Annotated in this window: 11 protein-coding genes and 1 other RNA gene; 3 read left to right on the forward strand and 9 right to left on the reverse strand. The window is 68.7% G+C overall.

All coding sequences use genetic code 11. The features are described from left to right. The first annotated feature begins 166 nt into the window (after nucleotides 1-166). Together ACK6C6_RS14900 and ACK6C6_RS14905 are read left to right on the forward strand one after the other, a co-directional pair. Nucleotides 167-3,049, forward strand: a complete 2,883-nt coding sequence (locus ACK6C6_RS14900) for a response regulator (protein WP_409267932.1) — start codon at nucleotides 167-169, stop codon at nucleotides 3,047-3,049. Between the two features lies 1 nt (nucleotide 3,050). Further along, the gene (locus ACK6C6_RS14905) at nucleotides 3,051-5,210 is read left to right on the forward strand and encodes a putative bifunctional diguanylate cyclase/phosphodiesterase (protein ID WP_409267933.1); all 2,160 of its coding nucleotides are present in this window, start codon (nucleotides 3,051-3,053) and stop codon (nucleotides 5,208-5,210) included. A gap of 147 nt (nucleotides 5,211-5,357) precedes the next feature. On the opposite strand, the gene ACK6C6_RS14910 is transcribed toward ACK6C6_RS14905, so the two are convergent. Continuing rightward, a complete protein-coding gene (locus tag ACK6C6_RS14910; protein ID WP_409267935.1) occupies nucleotides 5,358-7,757 on the reverse strand; it encodes a penicillin acylase family protein in 2,400 nt (799 codons plus the stop codon). A 167-nt stretch (nucleotides 7,758-7,924) separates the two neighbouring features. Here ACK6C6_RS14910 and ACK6C6_RS14915 point away from each other — a divergent pair, with 167 nt between their 5' ends. After that, nucleotides 7,925-8,206 carry a hypothetical protein gene (locus ACK6C6_RS14915; protein ID WP_229446049.1) on the forward strand — a complete coding sequence of 94 codons (282 nt, stop codon included), beginning with the start codon at nucleotides 7,925-7,927 and terminating at the stop codon, nucleotides 8,204-8,206. Here ACK6C6_RS14915 and ACK6C6_RS14920 read toward each other — a convergent pair. From ACK6C6_RS14920 to ubiD, 8 genes are all read right to left on the reverse strand, one after another. Further along, nucleotides 8,109-9,020: a DUF2334 domain-containing protein gene (locus ACK6C6_RS14920; protein ID WP_409267938.1), complete on the reverse strand. Its 912-nt coding sequence runs from the start codon at nucleotides 9,018-9,020 to the stop codon at nucleotides 8,109-8,111. The genes ACK6C6_RS14915 and ACK6C6_RS14920 overlap by 98 nt on opposite strands. Continuing rightward, nucleotides 9,007-10,140 (reverse strand): glycosyltransferase, encoded by a 1,134-nt coding sequence (locus tag ACK6C6_RS14925; protein ID WP_409267940.1) that lies wholly within the window; start codon nucleotides 10,138-10,140, stop codon nucleotides 9,007-9,009. Before ACK6C6_RS14925 ends, ACK6C6_RS14920 begins: the two co-directional genes overlap by 14 nt. Nucleotides 10,141-10,250: 110 nt before the next feature. After that, nucleotides 10,251-10,841, reverse strand: coding sequence for a recombination mediator RecR (gene recR, locus ACK6C6_RS14930; protein WP_285380713.1), 591 nt, complete (start codon nucleotides 10,839-10,841; stop codon nucleotides 10,251-10,253). Between the two features lie 18 nt (nucleotides 10,842-10,859). Then, nucleotides 10,860-11,186: a YbaB/EbfC family nucleoid-associated protein gene (locus ACK6C6_RS14935; RefSeq protein ID WP_027866165.1), complete on the reverse strand. Its 327-nt coding sequence runs from the start codon at nucleotides 11,184-11,186 to the stop codon at nucleotides 10,860-10,862. 42 nt (nucleotides 11,187-11,228) lie between these two features. Further along, nucleotides 11,229-13,382, reverse strand: coding sequence for a DNA polymerase III subunit gamma/tau (locus tag ACK6C6_RS14940; protein ID WP_409267941.1), 2,154 nt, complete (start codon nucleotides 13,380-13,382; stop codon nucleotides 11,229-11,231). Nucleotides 13,383-13,530: 148 nt separating this feature from the next. Beyond that, an RNA gene (gene ffs, locus ACK6C6_RS14945) (signal recognition particle sRNA small type) lies at nucleotides 13,531-13,629 on the reverse strand. Between the two features lie 51 nt (nucleotides 13,630-13,680). After that, complete coding sequence (locus tag ACK6C6_RS14950) at nucleotides 13,681-14,367, reverse strand: type 1 glutamine amidotransferase domain-containing protein (RefSeq protein ID WP_409267942.1); 687 nt, start codon at nucleotides 14,365-14,367, stop codon at nucleotides 13,681-13,683. Between the two features lie 78 nt (nucleotides 14,368-14,445). Then, nucleotides 14,446-15,930 (reverse strand): 4-hydroxy-3-polyprenylbenzoate decarboxylase, encoded by a 1,485-nt coding sequence (ubiD, locus tag ACK6C6_RS14955; RefSeq protein ID WP_409267944.1) that lies wholly within the window; start codon nucleotides 15,928-15,930, stop codon nucleotides 14,446-14,448. Between the last annotated feature and the right edge of the window lie 246 nt (nucleotides 15,931-16,176).

Below are 16,176 nucleotides of genomic sequence, written 5' to 3' on the forward strand. Positions count from 1 at the left end.
TCGGTCCGCGCACCCTGCGTGCGAATTTGCCCTACGTACATTGACGTCCGTCAACGCTACCCCACCCCCTTGAACGTATATTTTTTTCTTGCGGGAATTTGCATTCCGCAAAGGAAGCCCTGCGTCGTCCGGCGTCGGGCCGCTCCGACGTGCCTGCGGGATCAGAATGCCGAACTTCGAGCGCTCCAGCCTGAACCAGAAGCTGACCATCATCTCGCTGCTCTCGACCGCGACCGCACTGCTGTTCGTGTTCGCAGCCTTTGTCGCGACCTCGGTGGCGAACCATCGCAAGGACGAGGCGATGCAGCTGCAGACCTTCGCCCAGGTCATCGCGGCCAGCAGCGCCGACTACCTGCTGCTGCGCGACCGCGCCCGCGCCAGCAATGCGCTCGGCGCACTGGCGGCCAAGAGCGACATCGCCTCGGCCGTCCTGTACGACCGCAACGGCAAGCCCTTTGCGCTCTACCTGTCCGCGAGCGACAGCCCTACCGAAGACCTGGTCCCGCCCGAGGCGCTGGACGGCATCGATGCCGAGGCGCTGGGCACCGCCAATGCCGGGGGCCAGGTCCTGCTGTCGCGCCGCATGCGCCTGTACCTGCCGGTGATGGCGGGCGAACTGCAGGTGGGCGTGGTCATGATCGAGACCGACCTGGTCGAGACCTGGATCGACATCCTCGCCGGGCTGGCGGTGATGGGCCTGGCGATGCTGGTGTCGCTGGGGGTCGCGGTGGGCATGGCCGGCCGCTTCAAGCGCAGCATCGCCGAGCCGGTGACCAAGCTGATCCAGGCCGCGCAGAAAGTCTCCACCAGCCAGAACTACAGCCTGCGCATCGCCCACCAGCGCACCGACGAGCTGGGGCAGCTGATCGACAGCTTCAACACCATGATGGCCCAGATCGAGGACCGCGGCGCCGCCCTGCTGCACCACCGCGACGAGCTGGAACGCCAGGTCGGCGTGCGCACCGAGCAGCTGGAAAAGGCCAAGAATGCCGCCGAAGCCGCGAGCCGCGCCAAGAGCGCCTTCCTGGCCACCATGAGCCACGAGATCCGCACCCCGATGAACGGCGTGCTCGGGATGACCGAGATGCTGCTGGCGACCCCGCTCACCGAGGCCCAGCGCAACTACACCACCCTGGTCAAGCGCTCCGGCGAGCACCTCCTGGTGATCATCAACGACATCCTCGATTTTTCCAAGATCGAGGCCGGCAAGCTGACCATCGAGTACATCAATTTCAACCTGTGGGACCTGCTGGACGACATCCACAACGTGTATACCCCGCAGGCGGCCGGCAAGGGGATCGGCTTCGACTTCGACATCGCCAACGACATCCCGGTGGCGATCTGCGGCGACCCGAACCGGCTGCGCCAGATCATGGCCAACCTGCTCGGCAATGCCATCAAGTTCACCGATGAAGGCCGGATCCTGGCGCGGGTGCGCGTGGCCGGCGAGGACACCCAGTCGGTCATGCTGCGCTTCGAGGTGCACGACACCGGCATCGGCATCTCGCGCGAAGCGCGGGCGCGCCTGTTCGAGGCCTTCTCGCAGGCCGACGATTCGACCACGCGCCGCTACGGCGGCACCGGCCTCGGTTTGGCGATCTCGAAGCAGCTGGTGGAACTGATGGGCGGCGCCATCGGCGTCGACAACGCGCCCACGCGCGGCTCGATCTTCTGGTTCACCGTCAGCTTCGACAAGCGCCGCGTCGATCCCGATGCGCCCGGCCACCGCGAGCACACGCTGGAGGGCCTGCGCGTGCTGATCGTGGACGAACAGGAGGAGCCCCGCGAAGACCTGGCCCAGCAGCTGCGGGCCTGGCGTGCGTCCGCCGATTGCGCCGCCAGCGCGGCCGCCGGCTACGAGCGCCTGCTGAGCGCGGCCAGGAGCGGCCGCCCCTACGACGCCGCCGTCATCGACATGGAAATGACCCACACCAGCGGCCTGGCGCTGGCGGCATCGATCAAGGCCGATGCCGGCGCGCGCGCCACCCACCTGGTGCTGGTCAGTCCCGAGCGCCTGGCGGCCGATCCGGTCCAGCGGCGCGCCGCCGGGGTCGCCTACCAGCTGGTCAAGCCGGCGCGCGCGGCCGACATGTATGCCTGCCTGGCCGCCTGCGCGGCGCGACTGCATGCGCCCGGGGCCGCTGCGCCGGGCCCGGCGCCGGCCGCAGCAAGCCTTGCGCCGGCGCCGGCTGCCGGGTTCGCCGTACCGGCCCCCGCCACGCCGCGTCCGGCGCCGCGCGCGCGCGCGCGCCGGGTCCTGCTGGCGGAAGACAACCCGGTCAACGTCGAAGTCGCGAAGGCGATGCTGGAAAGCCTGGGCATCGAAGCCACCTGCGCGCGCAACGGCCAGGAAGCGCTGCAGGCGGTGCGCAGCGGCAGCTTCGATGCGGTGCTGATGGATTGCCAGATGCCGGTGATGGACGGCTTCGCGGCCACCGCCGCGATCCGCCGCCACGAACGCGAGGCCGGCCGCGCACGCACCCTGCCGGTCATCGCGATCACCGCCAACGCGCTGCAGGGCGACCGCGAGGCCTGCCTGGCCGCCGGCATGGACGACTACCTCTCGAAACCCTTTACCCAGCAGCAGCTGGCGGCGGTGATCGGCCGCTGGGTCGCGGTACCGCTGGCCGCCACCAGCCACCACCTGGACGCGCCGCCGCGCCTGCCGCCCGAGACGGTCGAGGTGATCCAGCGCGAGTCGGTCAACCGGGTCGCGCTCGACAACATCCGGGCGCTCAGCCGCGACGGCGGCGATGCGCTGGTGCACAAGGTCATCGCCGCCTACGTGGGCGACACGCCGCGCCATCTGGCGACGCTGCGCGAGGCGGTCGAGGGCATGGATGCCGGCAGCGTGCGGCGCGTCGCCCACAGCCTGAAATCGGCCAGCGCCAACATCGGCGCCGCGCGCCTGGCGACGCTGTGCAGGGAACTCGAACAGCTCGGGCGCGCCGACACGGTCGTTGGCGCGGACCGCATCCTCACCGACATGGAACACGAATTCCAGACCGTGCGCCATTCGCTCCACGCCATGCTTGAAAAGGAAACCTGAGATGCCTTCCTCTCCACCGAAGCGCGGAACGGTCCTGGTCGCCGACGACGACCCGGTCATGCGCATGCTGATGCTCGAGATGCTGGCCCAGGTCGGGCTGGACGCGATCGAGGCAGCCGACGGCGCGGCAGCGGTCGAGCTGGCGCGCTCGCGTTCGCCCGACCTGATCCTGATGGACGTCGAGATGCCGCGCATGGACGGCTTCGCCGCCTGCGAAGCGATCCGCGACGCGGAAGCCGACGGCGCCAGCGTGCCGATCGTGATGGTCACCGGCGGCGACGACCTGGAGGCGGTCACGCGCGCCTACGAGGCCGGTGCCACCGACTTCGTCTCCAAGCCGATCAACTGGCCGATCCTCGGGCACCGCGTGCTCTACGTGCTGCGCGCCAGCGACGCCATCGCGCGCCTGCGCATCGCCGACGCCCAGAACCGCGCGGTGCTGGCCGCCATCCCCGACACCTTCTTTCGCCTCGACCGCGACGGCTTCTACCTCGACTACGAGCCGGGCCACGAGCGTCCCGGCCGGGGCCGGCCGAACCGCAGGCACGCCACCGCCCAGCCCTGCATCGGCAAGCACATCACCGACGTGCTGCCGCCCGCCATCGCCGCGCGCATGCTGGAACAGATGCGCACCGTGCTGGCCATCCAGCAGGTGCGCTCGGTCGAGTACGAGCTCGAACACTGCGGCGAGTCCCAGCACTTCGAGGCGCGGCTGGTCGCCACCGGCGACTCGCAGGTGCTCGGCCTGGTGCGCGACATCAGCGAACGCAAGCGCGCCGAAGAGCAGATCCGGCGTCTCGCCTACTGCGACAGCCTGACCGGCATCCCGAACCGCCAGGCCTTCCTGGAGACGCTGGAACGCGAGCTGCAGCGCTCGAAGATCGGCAACAAGAAGTTCGCGGTGCTGTTCATGGACCTCGACGCCTTCAAGCGCATCAACGACACGCTGGGCCACAATGCTGGCGACCAGCTGCTCAAGATGGTGTCCGAGCGCCTGCGCGAGACCACCCGGCCGAGCGACCTGGTGTCGCGCGGGGATGGCTCGAGCAGCGGCGCGGCCGGCGAGAAGGCCGACCACACGACCAACCTGGCGCGCTTGGGCGGCGACGAGTTCACCATCCTGATCCCGGACCTGGAGCGGGTCGAGCATGCGCTGAACGTTGCTACGCGTGTGAAGGAGGCGATGCGGCGGCCCTTCCTGATCGAGGGCAACGAGATTTTCGTGACCGCCAGTATCGGCATCTCGCTGTTCCCGGAAGACGGCGACGATTGCGGCTCGCTGCTCAAGTTCGCCGACACCGCGATGTACCATGCCAAGAACTGCGGCAAGAACAACGCGAAGCTGTACAGCTCCTCGCTGACCATGCAGATCATGAGCCACGTGAAGCTCGAGGTCGGGCTGCGCAAGGCGCTGCAGAACGACGAGCTGTACCTGGTGTACCAGCCGCAGCGCGACGTGCGCACTTCCGAGATCGTCGGGGTCGAGGCGCTGGTGCGCTGGCGCCACCCGGAGCGTGGGCTGGTGCCGCCTACCGAGTTCATCCCCCTGGCCGAGGAGACCGGCCTGATCGTGCCGATCGGCGAATGGGTGCTGCGCACGGCCTGCCGCCAGGCCAGGTCCTGGCAGCGCCACGCCCAGCGCATGATCCGCATGGCGGTCAACCTCTCGGCCAAGCAGTTCAAGGACGAGAACCTGTCGCAGATGGTGCACTCGGCCCTGCTGGATGCCGGGCTAGAGCCGCGCCTGCTGGAGCTCGAGCTCACCGAGGGCACGCTGATGGACGACGCGCGCGCTACCCTGGTCACGCTGGAGCAGCTGCGCGGCATCGGGGTGTACCTGTCGATCGACGACTTCGGCACCGGCTACTCGTCGATGAACTACCTGAAGCGTTTCGACGTGCGCGCGCTGAAGATCGACCGCAGCTTCATCAACGGCCTGCCGCAGGATTCGGAGAACGCGGCCATCACCCGCGCCATCATCGCGATGGCGCACGGGCTCAAGATGGTGGTGGTGGCCGAGGGCGTCGAGACCGGCGAACAGCTGCTGCTGCTCGAGCAGTATGGCTGCGACATGGTGCAGGGATACTACCTGGGACATCCGTCAAGCGCGGAAACGATTACCGGGATGCTGCAGGCGCCGCTGCTGCTGCCCGCAAAGTAAGCGATGGTGCCGTTGTAGGGTGGGCGGGTCTCCCGCCCACGCGTTCAACCAGCAGCGAGATCATCTTCCACGGCTGTTCACACCCAAACTATCACCGCGTGGGCGGGGAACCCGCCCACCCTACGAACCCCGATCATCGCAAGCTCTTTACGGCACGAAACGCAGCGTGTACTTGGCCGGCCCCGGCAACAGCGGCACCGGCTTGGCTTCCACCCACTCCTTGTGCCCCGCCAGGAAGAACGGCGACAGCGGATGTCCGCTCTGCCCGCCCGGCATGTTGTACAGCCCCTCCTCTTCGCGCCCGGGCGACACCGTCATGCGCTCCGACTGCCCGAATTTCGGTCCCGCCACGCGCGGCATGTTGGAGTCGCCCGGCAGCTGGTCGGGCGGCGCCCCCAGCAGCGGCGCCAGGGCCGGCACCGCGATGCTGATCGGATGCGCGATCGCCGCCGTATTGCGCTTGCCCCAGCTGGCCTGCGCCAGCGCCTGCCCGTCTTGCGTCAGGTCCTGGATCACGCGGTCGACCGCGGCCAGCTCCACGGCGCGCCAGTCGCGGTAGCCCGGCGGCAGCCAGCCGGCGGGACGGGCATCGAGCAGGCGCGCGAGCACGTCGGGCCAGCGGGTGGTGGCGCTGGCCAGCGTGGCTTTCGGGTCGAGCGCGGCCAGCTCCTTGTTGACGCGCCCGAACAGCAGCTCGTTCAGGGCCCACATATAGTTGCGCGCCAGCCGGTAGCCGACCGAACCGACGCTGGCATGGCCGTCCCAGCTGGTCTCGAGCAGGTGGCGGAACTCGGCGCGCTGCGGCTGGCCCCTGAGCGCCTGGGGGTCGAGCGCCCTTAGTGCGCGTTCGCGCCAGCGCCCGATGAAGAGGGCGCGGTCGTCCAGCGCCGCACTGGCGGCCCGGCGCACGTCGAGCTGCGGCCCGAGGGCGCGCAGGCCGTCGGCCAGTTGACGGTTGCGGGCGCCGAGGTCGAAGCCGCCGTCCCCGATCAGGTCGGCGCCCTCGCCCATCAGCTGGCGGCTGTTGGCCGTGGTGATCTGGCCGTCGGCCGGATTGAGCACGCGCGGATAGCGCTGCGGCGCCAGCGGCGCGCTCCAGGTGGGCACGCCCTCCTCCAGCGGGAAGGTGGTCGCCAGCGCCGCCGTCGTGCGCTGCGGCAGCAGGCCGGCGATGGTCCAGCCGATGTTGCCGGCGGCGTCGCCCGCCACGAAGTTCTGGGCCGGAATGCCGTCGATGGCGGCAATGGCCAGCGCCTCGTCCACGCTGCCCGCCGTCTCCAGCTTCAGATGGTTGAGGTTGATCGCGGCCGGGTCGTGCGCGATCCAGTGCACCGCGTACTGGCGCCCGCCCGCTTCGCGGATCGGGCCCAGGGAGGTCTCGCGCACCACGACGCGCTCGGCATCCGCGCCCTTCACGGCAATCATCTCGACGTGGCTGGCCGGGGTCTCCCAGCCGCCGGGCAGGCGCACCTGGCCGGGGCGCGCCGCATCCAGGCCGAGCGGCACCAGGTCGACCAGGTCGGCGTAGCTGTTGGTGAAGGCCCAGGCCACCTCCCCGTTGCTGCCGGCGATGATGGTCGGCGGCGCGCCGGGCAGGCTGACGCCGGCCAGGCGCCGCTGCGCGCCCTTCGGGTCGGGGAAGCGCAGCGCCACGCGGTACCAGATGTTCGGCAGTTGCAGGCCCAGGTGCATGTCGTCGGCGACGATGGCCGCGCCACTGGCGCTGCGGCTGCCCGCCACCGCGTAGTTGTTGCTGCCGACCGAATCGACGAAGGCGGCGCCGGCCAGCTGCGCCGGCGGCTTTGGCTCCGCGCCCCACCAGGCCGGCGCCCTGGGCGGCAGCGGCGCCTCGCCAGGGGGCGCCGCGCCCGCGCCAGCATCCAGCGTCGCATCCCAGCGGCTCGCCTCCGGTAGCAGGAAGGCCAGCTGCGCCGGGTCGCTGTTGGCGCGCAGCCAGCCGCGCGCCAGCTCGCGCGGCTCCTGGCTGCCCTGCAGGTCGATGTACATCGCCCAGATGACCAGCAGCGAATCGGCGGCGCTCCACGGGCGCGCCTCGGTCCCGGTCAAGGCGTATTCGAATGGCTTGGCGCGCAGTGCGCCAAGGCCGTCGTTGACGCCGGCCACGTAGCGCTCCAGCAGTGCGCGCTCGCTGGCCGGCAGGCGCGCCAGCGCCAGCTGCGCACGGGCGCGGAAGCGGTGCAGGCGGCGCGAGCGGTCGAGCGGCAGTGCGCGCGGGCCGAACAGCTCGGCCAGTTCGCCCGCGGCAGTGCGGCGCAGCAGATCCATCTGGAAGAAGCGTTCCTGGGCGTGCACGAAGCCGGTCGCATAGGCCACGTCGGCGCGGCTGGCGCCGCTGATGAAGGGCACGCCGGCGGCATCGCGCGCCACCGTCACCGCGGCTTGCACGCCGGGCGCCCTGCGCTCGCCGTCGAGCTGCGCCAGGCTGGCGCGCAAGTACAGCCAGCCGGCGGCCAGCGCCAGCACGATGAGCGCCACCAGTCCGGCTACCCCGCGCAGGGTCCAGGTCTTCCAACGGCGCTGACGCATGCTGTGTTTCTCCTTGTTTTTTGGGGCGTATCTTGCCAGAAAACAGGGTTCTCCGGCGAACCGGATTTGTTCCATGCATGCGGGGAGTCGCACGATTGATTTACGCACGACGTATCCCCATCTATACTGAAACGGCACCGCCAGGACGGCGGACGAAGGAGGCGATCATGCAAATGGCAAAGTATGCGGTACTGGCAATGACCCTGGGACTGGCTGCCTGCTCCACGCCGCAGCAGCGCGCCGAGCGCATGCAGGCGGAAATGACCGAGCTGATGACCATCTACGGTCCGGCCTGCTCGCGCCTCGGCTATGCACAGAACAGCGACCAGTGGCGCCAGTGCGTGCTGCAGCTCAGCACGCGCGAGGAACTGCGCCAGGCTCCCTCGTATTATGGGGGCTGGGGTGCGCGCCACTGGCGGGGTGGAGGCTACTGGGGACCGTACTGGTAAGCCTGTGCGCGAACGCGGCCTTGGTCATGGCCGTGTGGGTCGCCAGCAAGCGCTCGACCGTGGCCTGCGCATGGCGCAGCAGCCGCGGATGGCGCACGTCCGGCGGATGCAGGCTCAGCCGGATGAGCGGACGGCGCGCCAGCGCCAGCGTCAAGGCGTCCGCCATTAGCGGCGATGCCAGCCGGCCGGTCCGGTTGCGCGCCGCATAGACCAGCGAGGGCGACAGCACCGCCCCGCCGCTGCCTGGCTTGCCTGCGCCTTCCGCGCCGGCGCCGAGCAGGTGAAAGCGCAGGAAAGTCGTGGTGTAGTCGAAATCGAAGGCGCGCAGGGCCTGCCAGGCGCCCTCGCCCATCAGCCAGGCCGGCGGCACGAAGCCGCGCACCGGCCAGCCACGCTCGGCGAACCAGTCGAGTCCGCACTGGATGCGCCGCGCCGCCTCGTCGGCCGGCAGGGCCGCGAACTCGCCTTCGTGGCTATATTTCGTACGCAAGAAACGCTCGCTCAAGCCAGGACCGTGCGGTGCGGTATCCAGATGGGTATAGCCGTGCAGCGCGAGCTCGTCCGCTTGCGCCAGGGCCCGTTCGAGCCCTGCTTCCATGCGCGCCGGTTCGCCGCCGGCACGGTGGTACTGGGGCACCACCAGCCAGGTCAGCGGCAACTGCGCCACCTCGCGCATGGCCCGCGCCAGACGGCTGCACTCGTCCCAGGTGGCCGGGGCAACGTCGTGGATCGACACGCACAGGACCGGCCGCTGCGCCCCGGCTGTTTTCGTGGAATCGCCGTCCGCTTGCCGGTCCATCTCAGTCGGGGACAAAGACCCGCTCCAGCACGCGCGAGGCTCCCGGGCGCGCCGCCAGCAGGCTGCCGTAGCGGTGCATCAGCTGCGGGAAGACCTGGCTCCAGTCATAGTGCTCGTGCGCCTTGCGCCGTGCATTGGTGGAGAGGCGCACCAGGTCGCGCGCATAGATGGCTTCGATGGCGCCGGCCAGGCTGTCGGCATCGTTCGGGCGCGCCAGGATGCCGGTCTGCTCGTCGACCAGCTCGGCCACCCCGCCCCCGCTGGTGCCCACCACCGGCAGGCCGCAGGCCATCGCCTCCAGCACGATCAGGCCGAAGGTTTCGCAATCTCCCGGATGCACCAGCACGTCGCAGCTGGCCAGCAGGCCGGCCAGTGCGCACTGGTCGCGCTGGAAGGGCAGGAAGCTCAGCTGCGCATGCTGCGGCAGCGGCGCCCCGCCCCCGACCAGCAGCAGGTGGTAGGGCTTGCCGAGCTTGCGCACGGCCTCGACCAGATAGCTCAGCTTCTTGTCGGCCGTGAAGCGGCCGGCATAGACCAGCAGGCGCGTGTCTTCCGGCAGGCCGAGCTCGGCCCTCAGGCTGTCGCGCCGGCGGCGCGGGTGGAAGATGTCGCTGTCGATGCCGAGCGGCTGGTGCAGGGCATGGGTGACGCCCATGTCGGCCAGCTGGTGCACCATCAGCCGGCTTGGCGCCAGCACGGTATCGAACTCGCCGTACAGGTGGGCGAGGTACTTGCAGGTGCCGTGGGAAATGGTTTCGCCAAAACGGTTCTGCACCAGGCGCGGCAGGTCGGAATGGTAGAAGGCGAGCGCCGGGATGCCGAGCTGCTGGCGCAGGCGCAATGCCGCCCAGGCACTGTGACCGGCATCGCCCGCCTCGATCAGGTCGGGCCGGGCCGCACGCAGGCGCCGCGCCGCGGCCGTCACCGAGACCGGCATGCGGTAGCCGTGGATGCCGGGCAGCGCCACCGCCGGCACCCGCACCAGGCTGGGCGCTTCGTCCGCGCCGACATTGGGACTGAAAATGGTATGCCGCGCCCAGCCGTAACGCGCAAGCCAGCGCGACTTGGCGTTCAGGTAGGTGCTGACGCCGCCGCCCTCGGCAGCGTAGAACATCGTGATGTCGACAAGATGCATGTGGGGTCCGCTGAAAGTACCAAGGTAGCAGCGGTCCGCCAACGAGGCTTGCGCACACGCACAGGCATCCGCGGAACTCGCTACCGGTCGCCTTTAGTCTTTACAGTGGATTATGCGCTGCGGCGATCCAGCATGGCGCGCGCAATCGTGCCGGCATCGACATACTCGAGCTCGCCACCGACGGGCACGCCGCGCGCCAGCCGGCTGACCTTCAGCCCGCGCGCCTTCAGCATCTCGCTGATGTAATGGGCGGTCGCTTCGCCCTCGTTGGTGAAATTGGTTGCGAGCACCACTTCGTCGACCACGCCGTCGGCGGCGCGTCCGACCAGCTTGTCGAGGTGCAGGTCGCGCGGCCCGATGCCGTCCAGCGGCGAAAGCCGCCCCATCAGCACGAAGTACAGGCCCTTGTAGGTCATGGTCTGCTCGATCATCATCTGGTCGGCAGGGGTTTCGACGACGCACAGCAACGCGCGGTCGCGCGCCTCGTCGGCGCACAGATCGCACACTTCGGTGTCGGCGAAGGTATTGCACATGGCGCAGTGGTGGACCGTGTCCACCGCCTGGTACAGCGCGCGCGACAGCATGGCCGCGCCTTCGCGGTCATGCTGCAGCAGGTGGAAGGCCATGCGTTGCGCCGACTTCGGACCAATGCCGGGCAGGCGCCGCAGCGCCTCGGTCAGGAAGTCGAGCGACCTGGACATGAGGTTTTTTCTTTCTCTTTAGAACGGCATCTTGAAGCCCGGCGGCAGCGGCATGCCGGCGGTCAGGCCGCTCATCTTCTCGGCGGAGGTGGCTTCGGCCTTGCGCACGGCGTCGTTGAACGCGGCCGCGACCAGGTCTTCCAGCATGTCGCGGTCGTCACCCAGCAGCGACGGATCGATGGTGACGCGCTTGACGTCGTTCTTGCAGGTCATGACGACCTTGACCAGGCCGGCGCCCGACTGGCCCTCGACTTCGATCTGAGCCAGCTGCTCCTGCGCCTTCTTCATGTTGTCCTGCATGGCTTGCGCCTGTTTCATCAGGCCTGCGAGCTGGTTTTTCATCATGGTCGGTATCTCCAAAAAGTGCCAAGTGGTTGATTCAATAGGTCAGGCCGCGGCCGGCTTCACCGAGCCGGGCACGACGAAGGCGCCGAAGGTCCGCTCCATCGCCTGCACGAAGGGATCGGCGGCGACCAGGGCTTCGGCCTGGCGCTGGCGCTCCTCGCGCGCCGCCTTGGCTTCGGCCGCGGCGGTGTACCAGGTCGGGCCGATCTCGGTATCGAGGCTGATGCGCACCGAGGGGAAGTGCTCCTGCAGCGCGGCCGTCAGCTTCTCGCTGTTGCCGCTGGCGCGCAGGGTGTCGACCGGCACGCGCAGGCGGAAGGTCGCGGCCTGTTCGTGCGCCACGCATTCGATCAGTTCGGTCTGCAGGGCCAGTTGCTGGGACACGCCGCGCAGCGGCAGGCTGGCGGCCAGCGCCGGCCAGTTGCCGTCCCAGCCGATGGCCGGGACTGGCGTAATGACGTAGGGATGCGGCGGCGCGGCCGGCGCGCGCGCCAGGGCCGGCGCCGTCACGGCGGCCGGCGCTTCGGCGGCGACCGCGGTGTCGTCGGAAAATTCGGTGACCCAGGAAGGCGGCTCGTCATCGCTTGCCGCGGCCTGCATGCGCGCCTGGGGCTGCTGCATCTGCTGGACGGCTTGCGGCGGCTGCTGCGGCTGGGCGGTCTGCGGCTGTTCCCACGGCGGCGCCGATGCCGGACCCGGACGGCCTGCCGGAGCGCCCCCCATGGCGGCCGACGGCCCGGGCGCCGGTGGCGGCGCGGCGGGAGCCGGCGCCTGCGGCGCGGGGGCCGGCGCCGGTGCGGCCTCGGGACGCGGCCTGGCGCCGCTGCCGCCGTTGCGGCCGGAGGCGGCGCGTGCCGCTTCCAGTGCCGCATTGATCGCGGCGCGCGCGGAAGTCATGGCCGGCGCTGGGCTGCCAGGCCCCGGCACTGCCGGGGCGGCCGCCGCAGGCGCGGCGTGTGCCGCCGGGGGCGGTGCGGCCGGACGCGCTGGCGCCACCGCCGCATGGCTGGCGGCGGCCACCGCGGCGGCGCGCGCGGCCGGCGCGTGACCGGGCGCCGAGGCGGCGGGTGCGCTTGGTGGCAATTCGGCGCCGCCCTGCCCCGGACGGAAGGCCAGCATGCGCAGCAGGGTCATGGTGAAGCCCGCGTATTCGTCCGGCGCCAGGCCGATCTCGTTGCGGCCGTGCACGGCGATCTGGTAATACAGCTGCACTTCCTGCGCGTCGAACGCCTGGGCCAGGCGCAGGATGTCGTTCAGTTCCGGCAGGTCCTGCGGCACCGCCGAGGGCACCGATTGCGCCAGCGCGATCCGGTGCAGCAAGGTGCCGAGGTCCTGCAGCGCACCGTTATACGACAGGCTACGGCTGGCCATCTCGTCGGCCACCGCCATCAGGTCGGCACCGTCCTGCGCCAGCAGCGCGTCCAGCAGGCGCACCAGGTAGGACTGGTCGAGCGCGCCCAGCATGCCCTGCACCGCATCCAAGGTAACCTGGCCGGCGGCATAGGCGATCGCCTGGTCGGTCAGCGACAGCGCGTCGCGCATCGAGCCGTGGGCGCCTTGCGCCAGCAGGCGCAGGGCCGGCTGCTCGAAGGCCACGCCTTCCTGGCCGAGGATGTTTTCCAGGTGGCCGACGATGTGGCCGGGCGGCATCTGCTTGAGGTTGAACTGCAGGCAGCGCGACAGCACCGTGACCGGGATCTTCTGCGGGTCGGTGGTCGCGAGGATGAATTTCACGTGCGGCGGCGGTTCCTCGAGCGTTTTCAGCATCGCGTTGAACGCGTGGTTGGTGAGCATGTGCACCTCGTCGATCATGTAGACCTTGAAGCGCGCGTTGCTCGGCGCATACACCGCCTGCTCCAGCAGCTGGGCCATCTCGTCCACGCCGCGGTTGGACGCCGCATCCATCTCGATGTAGTCGACGAAACGCCCGGCATCGATCGCACGGCAGGCTTCGCACACGCCGCAGGGCTCGGCCGTGATCCCGCCCTGCCCGTCCGGGCCGACACAGTTGAGCGACTTGGCCAGGATGCGCGACAGCGTCGTCTTGCCGACCCCGCGCGTCCCCGTGAACAGGTAGGCGTGGTGCAGGCGGCCGGTCCTGAGCGCATGGGTCAGGGCACGGACGACGTGTTCCTGGCCGACCAGCGTTTCGAAGTTCTTGGGACGGTATTTGCGGGCGAGGACTTGATAGGACATGCCGGGATTTTACCGCAGTTGGCGCTTGGGGCGAACATTCCCTGGCCGGCCCGGCAACAATATGATTCCGCCAGGCATGACAAAGCCGCGTGCGCCTGGCATGTGCGTTTGGTACAGGGTGAATGGATACGGCAGGAAGAGAAAGGAAAGAGGCGAGCCTGATCTGCGGCACTTGCGGTGAACGGCTTTGGCTGCTTCGTTCCCGACCTGACCAGGTAAACCATGCCACAATGCGCAGGGGCCCGCCAGCAAGCATTATACCCGACCCCACCGTTTTTGGGGCCGGATCTTGCGAAGCCTATGCGCGATCCTTCAACAAGGCCAGCAAGGCATGCGCGCCCGCTTCGGAGGACGCCGGGTTCTGCCCCGTGACGAGCAAGCCGTCGGTCACGACGTAGGGCTGCCAGTCATCCGTCTTGCTGTACTGGCCACCATTTTTCACCAGCATGTCCTCGACCAGGAAAGGCACCACCTCGGTGAGGCCGACAGCCTCCTCTTCCGTATTGGTGAAACCGGTCACGCGCTTGCCCTTGACCAGGAGGTCGCCGTCCACGCCCCTGACCTGCGCCAGCACGCCCGGGGCATGGCACACTGCGGCCACCGGCTTGCCGGCGGCGATCATGGCCTCGATCAGGCGGATCGAATCGGCATCCTGGGCCAGGTCCCATAGCGGGCCGTGGCCGCCGGGAAAGAACACGGCGTCGAAGTCCTGCGCGCGTACGCCCGACAGGGTGACGGTATTCGCCAGCGCCTCCTGGGCCTGGGGATCGGCCCGGAAGCGCCGGGTCGCCTCGGTCTGGGCATCGGGCTCGTCGCTCTTCGGGTCGAGCGGCGGTTGTCCGCCCCGCGGCGAGGCCAGCGTCAGGGTTGCGCCGGCATCCTTGAATACATAATAGGGAGCGGCGAACTCCTCCAGCCAGAAACCGGTTTTCTTGCCGGTGTCGCCGAGGCGGTCGTGCGAGGTCAGCACCATCAGGATGTTCATCGGGCCTCCATGTGCGTGGTGGTCAAAACGGCAGTCTAGCCGCCCCTCGCCCCACGCGCCGCACGGGAGTCCGCCGCCCTACAGTCCCAGCGTCCCCCAGACATCGTCCACGCGCGCCTTGACTTCCGGCGTCATGGCGATCGGCGTGCCCCACTCGCGATTGGTCTCGCCCGGCCACTTGTTGGTGGCGTCGATGCCCATCTTGCTGCCCAGGCCACTGATCGGCGAGGCGAAGTCGAGGTAGTCGATCGGGGTATTGTCGACCATGACCGTGTCGCGGGTCGGATCGACCCGGGTGGTGATGGCCCAGATGACTTCCTTCCAGTCGCGCACGTTCACATCCTCGTCGACCACCACGATGAACTTGGTATACATGAACTGGCGCAGGAAACTCCAGACCCCGAACATCACGCGCTTGGCGTGACCCGCGTACTGCTTCTTCATCTGCACCACCGCCATCCGGTAGCTGCAGCCTTCCGGCGGCAGATAGAAGTCGGTGATCTCGCTGAACTGCTTCTGCAGCAGCGGGATGAAGACCTCGTTCAGGGCCACGCCCAACACCGCCGGCTCGTCGGGCGGTTTGCCGGTATAGGTGGAATGGTAAACGGGATCGCGCCGCATCGTGATGCGGTCGATGGTGAACACCGGGAAGCTGTCCTGCTCGTTGTAATAGCCGGTGTGGTCGCCATACGGACCTTCAAGCGCATGCTCAAAGCCGGACGGGTGGCTCGCGTCCGGGTAGATATGCCCTTCCAGCACGATCTCGGCGGACGCCGGCACCCGCAATTCGCTGCCGATGGCTTTGGCCAGCACGGTGCGCTGACCGCGCAGCAGGCCGGCGAACTGGTATTCGGACAAGCTGTCCGGCACCGGGGTGACGGCGCCCAGGATGGTGGCCGGATCCGCGCCCAGCGCCACCGCCACCGGATACGGCTTGCCCGGGTTGGCCAGGGCGTGTTCGCGGAAGTCGAGGGCGCCGCCGCGGTGCGCCAGCCAGCGCATGATCACCTTGTTCCGGCCCAGCACCTGCTGGCGGTAGATGCCCAGGTTCTGGCGCTTCTTGTGCGGCCCCTTGGTAATCACCAGTCCCCAGGTGATCAGGGGTGCGACATCCCCCGGCCAGCAGTGCTGGATCGGCAACCTGGCCAGGTCGACGTCCTGCCCTTCCCAGACGACTTCGTGGCACGCGGCACCCTTCACCTCCTTCGGCGCCATGTCCCAGACCGCCTTGACCAGCGAACCCAGGCCCATGACGTCCTTGAAGCCCTTGGGCGGCTCAGGTTCCTTCAGGCGCGACAGCACGTGTCCGATGTTGCGCAGTTCGGCGAGGCTCTCGGCGCCCATGCCCAGCGCCACACGGCGCGGGGTGCCGAACAGGTTGCCCAGTACTGGAATAGTGTGTCCAGTCGGTTTCTGGAACAGCAGCGCGGGGCCTTCGGCGCGCAGGGTACGGTCGCAGATCTCCGTCATCTCGAGGTGGGGCGACACCGGCGCGCCAACGTGTTTCAGCTCGCCCATGCGTTCGAGCTGCGCCATAAAGTCCCGCAAATCTGAATATTTCATCAAGTTTTGATCGTAATCTCGTCAATAGAAGCTGGTTCAAGGCACCATGCCAAGTAGCTGATTTAGCAAGACTTTTCAAAATTTCGTCTTGGAAATCAGAACTAAAAGTAATAAGAGCGGTTCGTGCTAGGGTTGACTTGGTATAAGTGAGCCACTAGAATCCGTCCTACTTGATGAGGCAGGCAGTCTTTCTGACATGATTTTAGCTGTTCTCATGCATTCACGGGGTCGGGGCCCCACATGACA

This window comes from Massilia sp. BHUDP2, from assembly GCF_046236355.1.
Classification (GTDB): domain Bacteria; phylum Pseudomonadota; class Gammaproteobacteria; order Burkholderiales; family Burkholderiaceae_D; genus Telluria; species Telluria varians.

Bases quoted from the DNA above. Each gene is read 5' to 3' on its own strand.
- ubiD (WP_409267944.1), bottom strand. From the start codon at position 15,930: ATGAAATATTCAGATTTGCGGGACTTTATGGCGCAGCTCGAACGCATG.
- ACK6C6_RS14925 (WP_409267940.1), bottom strand. From the start codon at position 10,140: ATGCATCTTGTCGACATCACGATGTTCTACGCTGCCGAGGGCGGCGGC.
- ACK6C6_RS14940 (WP_409267941.1), bottom strand. From the start codon at position 13,382: ATGTCCTATCAAGTCCTCGCCCGCAAATACCGTCCCAAGAACTTCGAA.
- ACK6C6_RS14935 (WP_027866165.1), bottom strand. From the start codon at position 11,186: ATGATGAAAAACCAGCTCGCAGGCCTGATGAAACAGGCGCAAGCCATG.
- ACK6C6_RS14950 (WP_409267942.1), bottom strand. From the start codon at position 14,367: ATGAACATCCTGATGGTGCTGACCTCGCACGACCGCCTCGGCGACACC.
- ACK6C6_RS14910 (WP_409267935.1), bottom strand. From the start codon at position 7,757: ATGCGTCAGCGCCGTTGGAAGACCTGGACCCTGCGCGGGGTAGCCGGA.
- recR (WP_285380713.1), bottom strand. From the start codon at position 10,841: ATGTCCAGGTCGCTCGACTTCCTGACCGAGGCGCTGCGGCGCCTGCCC.
- ACK6C6_RS14915 (WP_229446049.1), top strand. From the start codon at position 7,925: ATGCAAATGGCAAAGTATGCGGTACTGGCAATGACCCTGGGACTGGCT.
- ACK6C6_RS14905 (WP_409267933.1), top strand. From the start codon at position 3,051: ATGCCTTCCTCTCCACCGAAGCGCGGAACGGTCCTGGTCGCCGACGAC.
- ACK6C6_RS14900 (WP_409267932.1), top strand. From the start codon at position 167: ATGCCGAACTTCGAGCGCTCCAGCCTGAACCAGAAGCTGACCATCATC.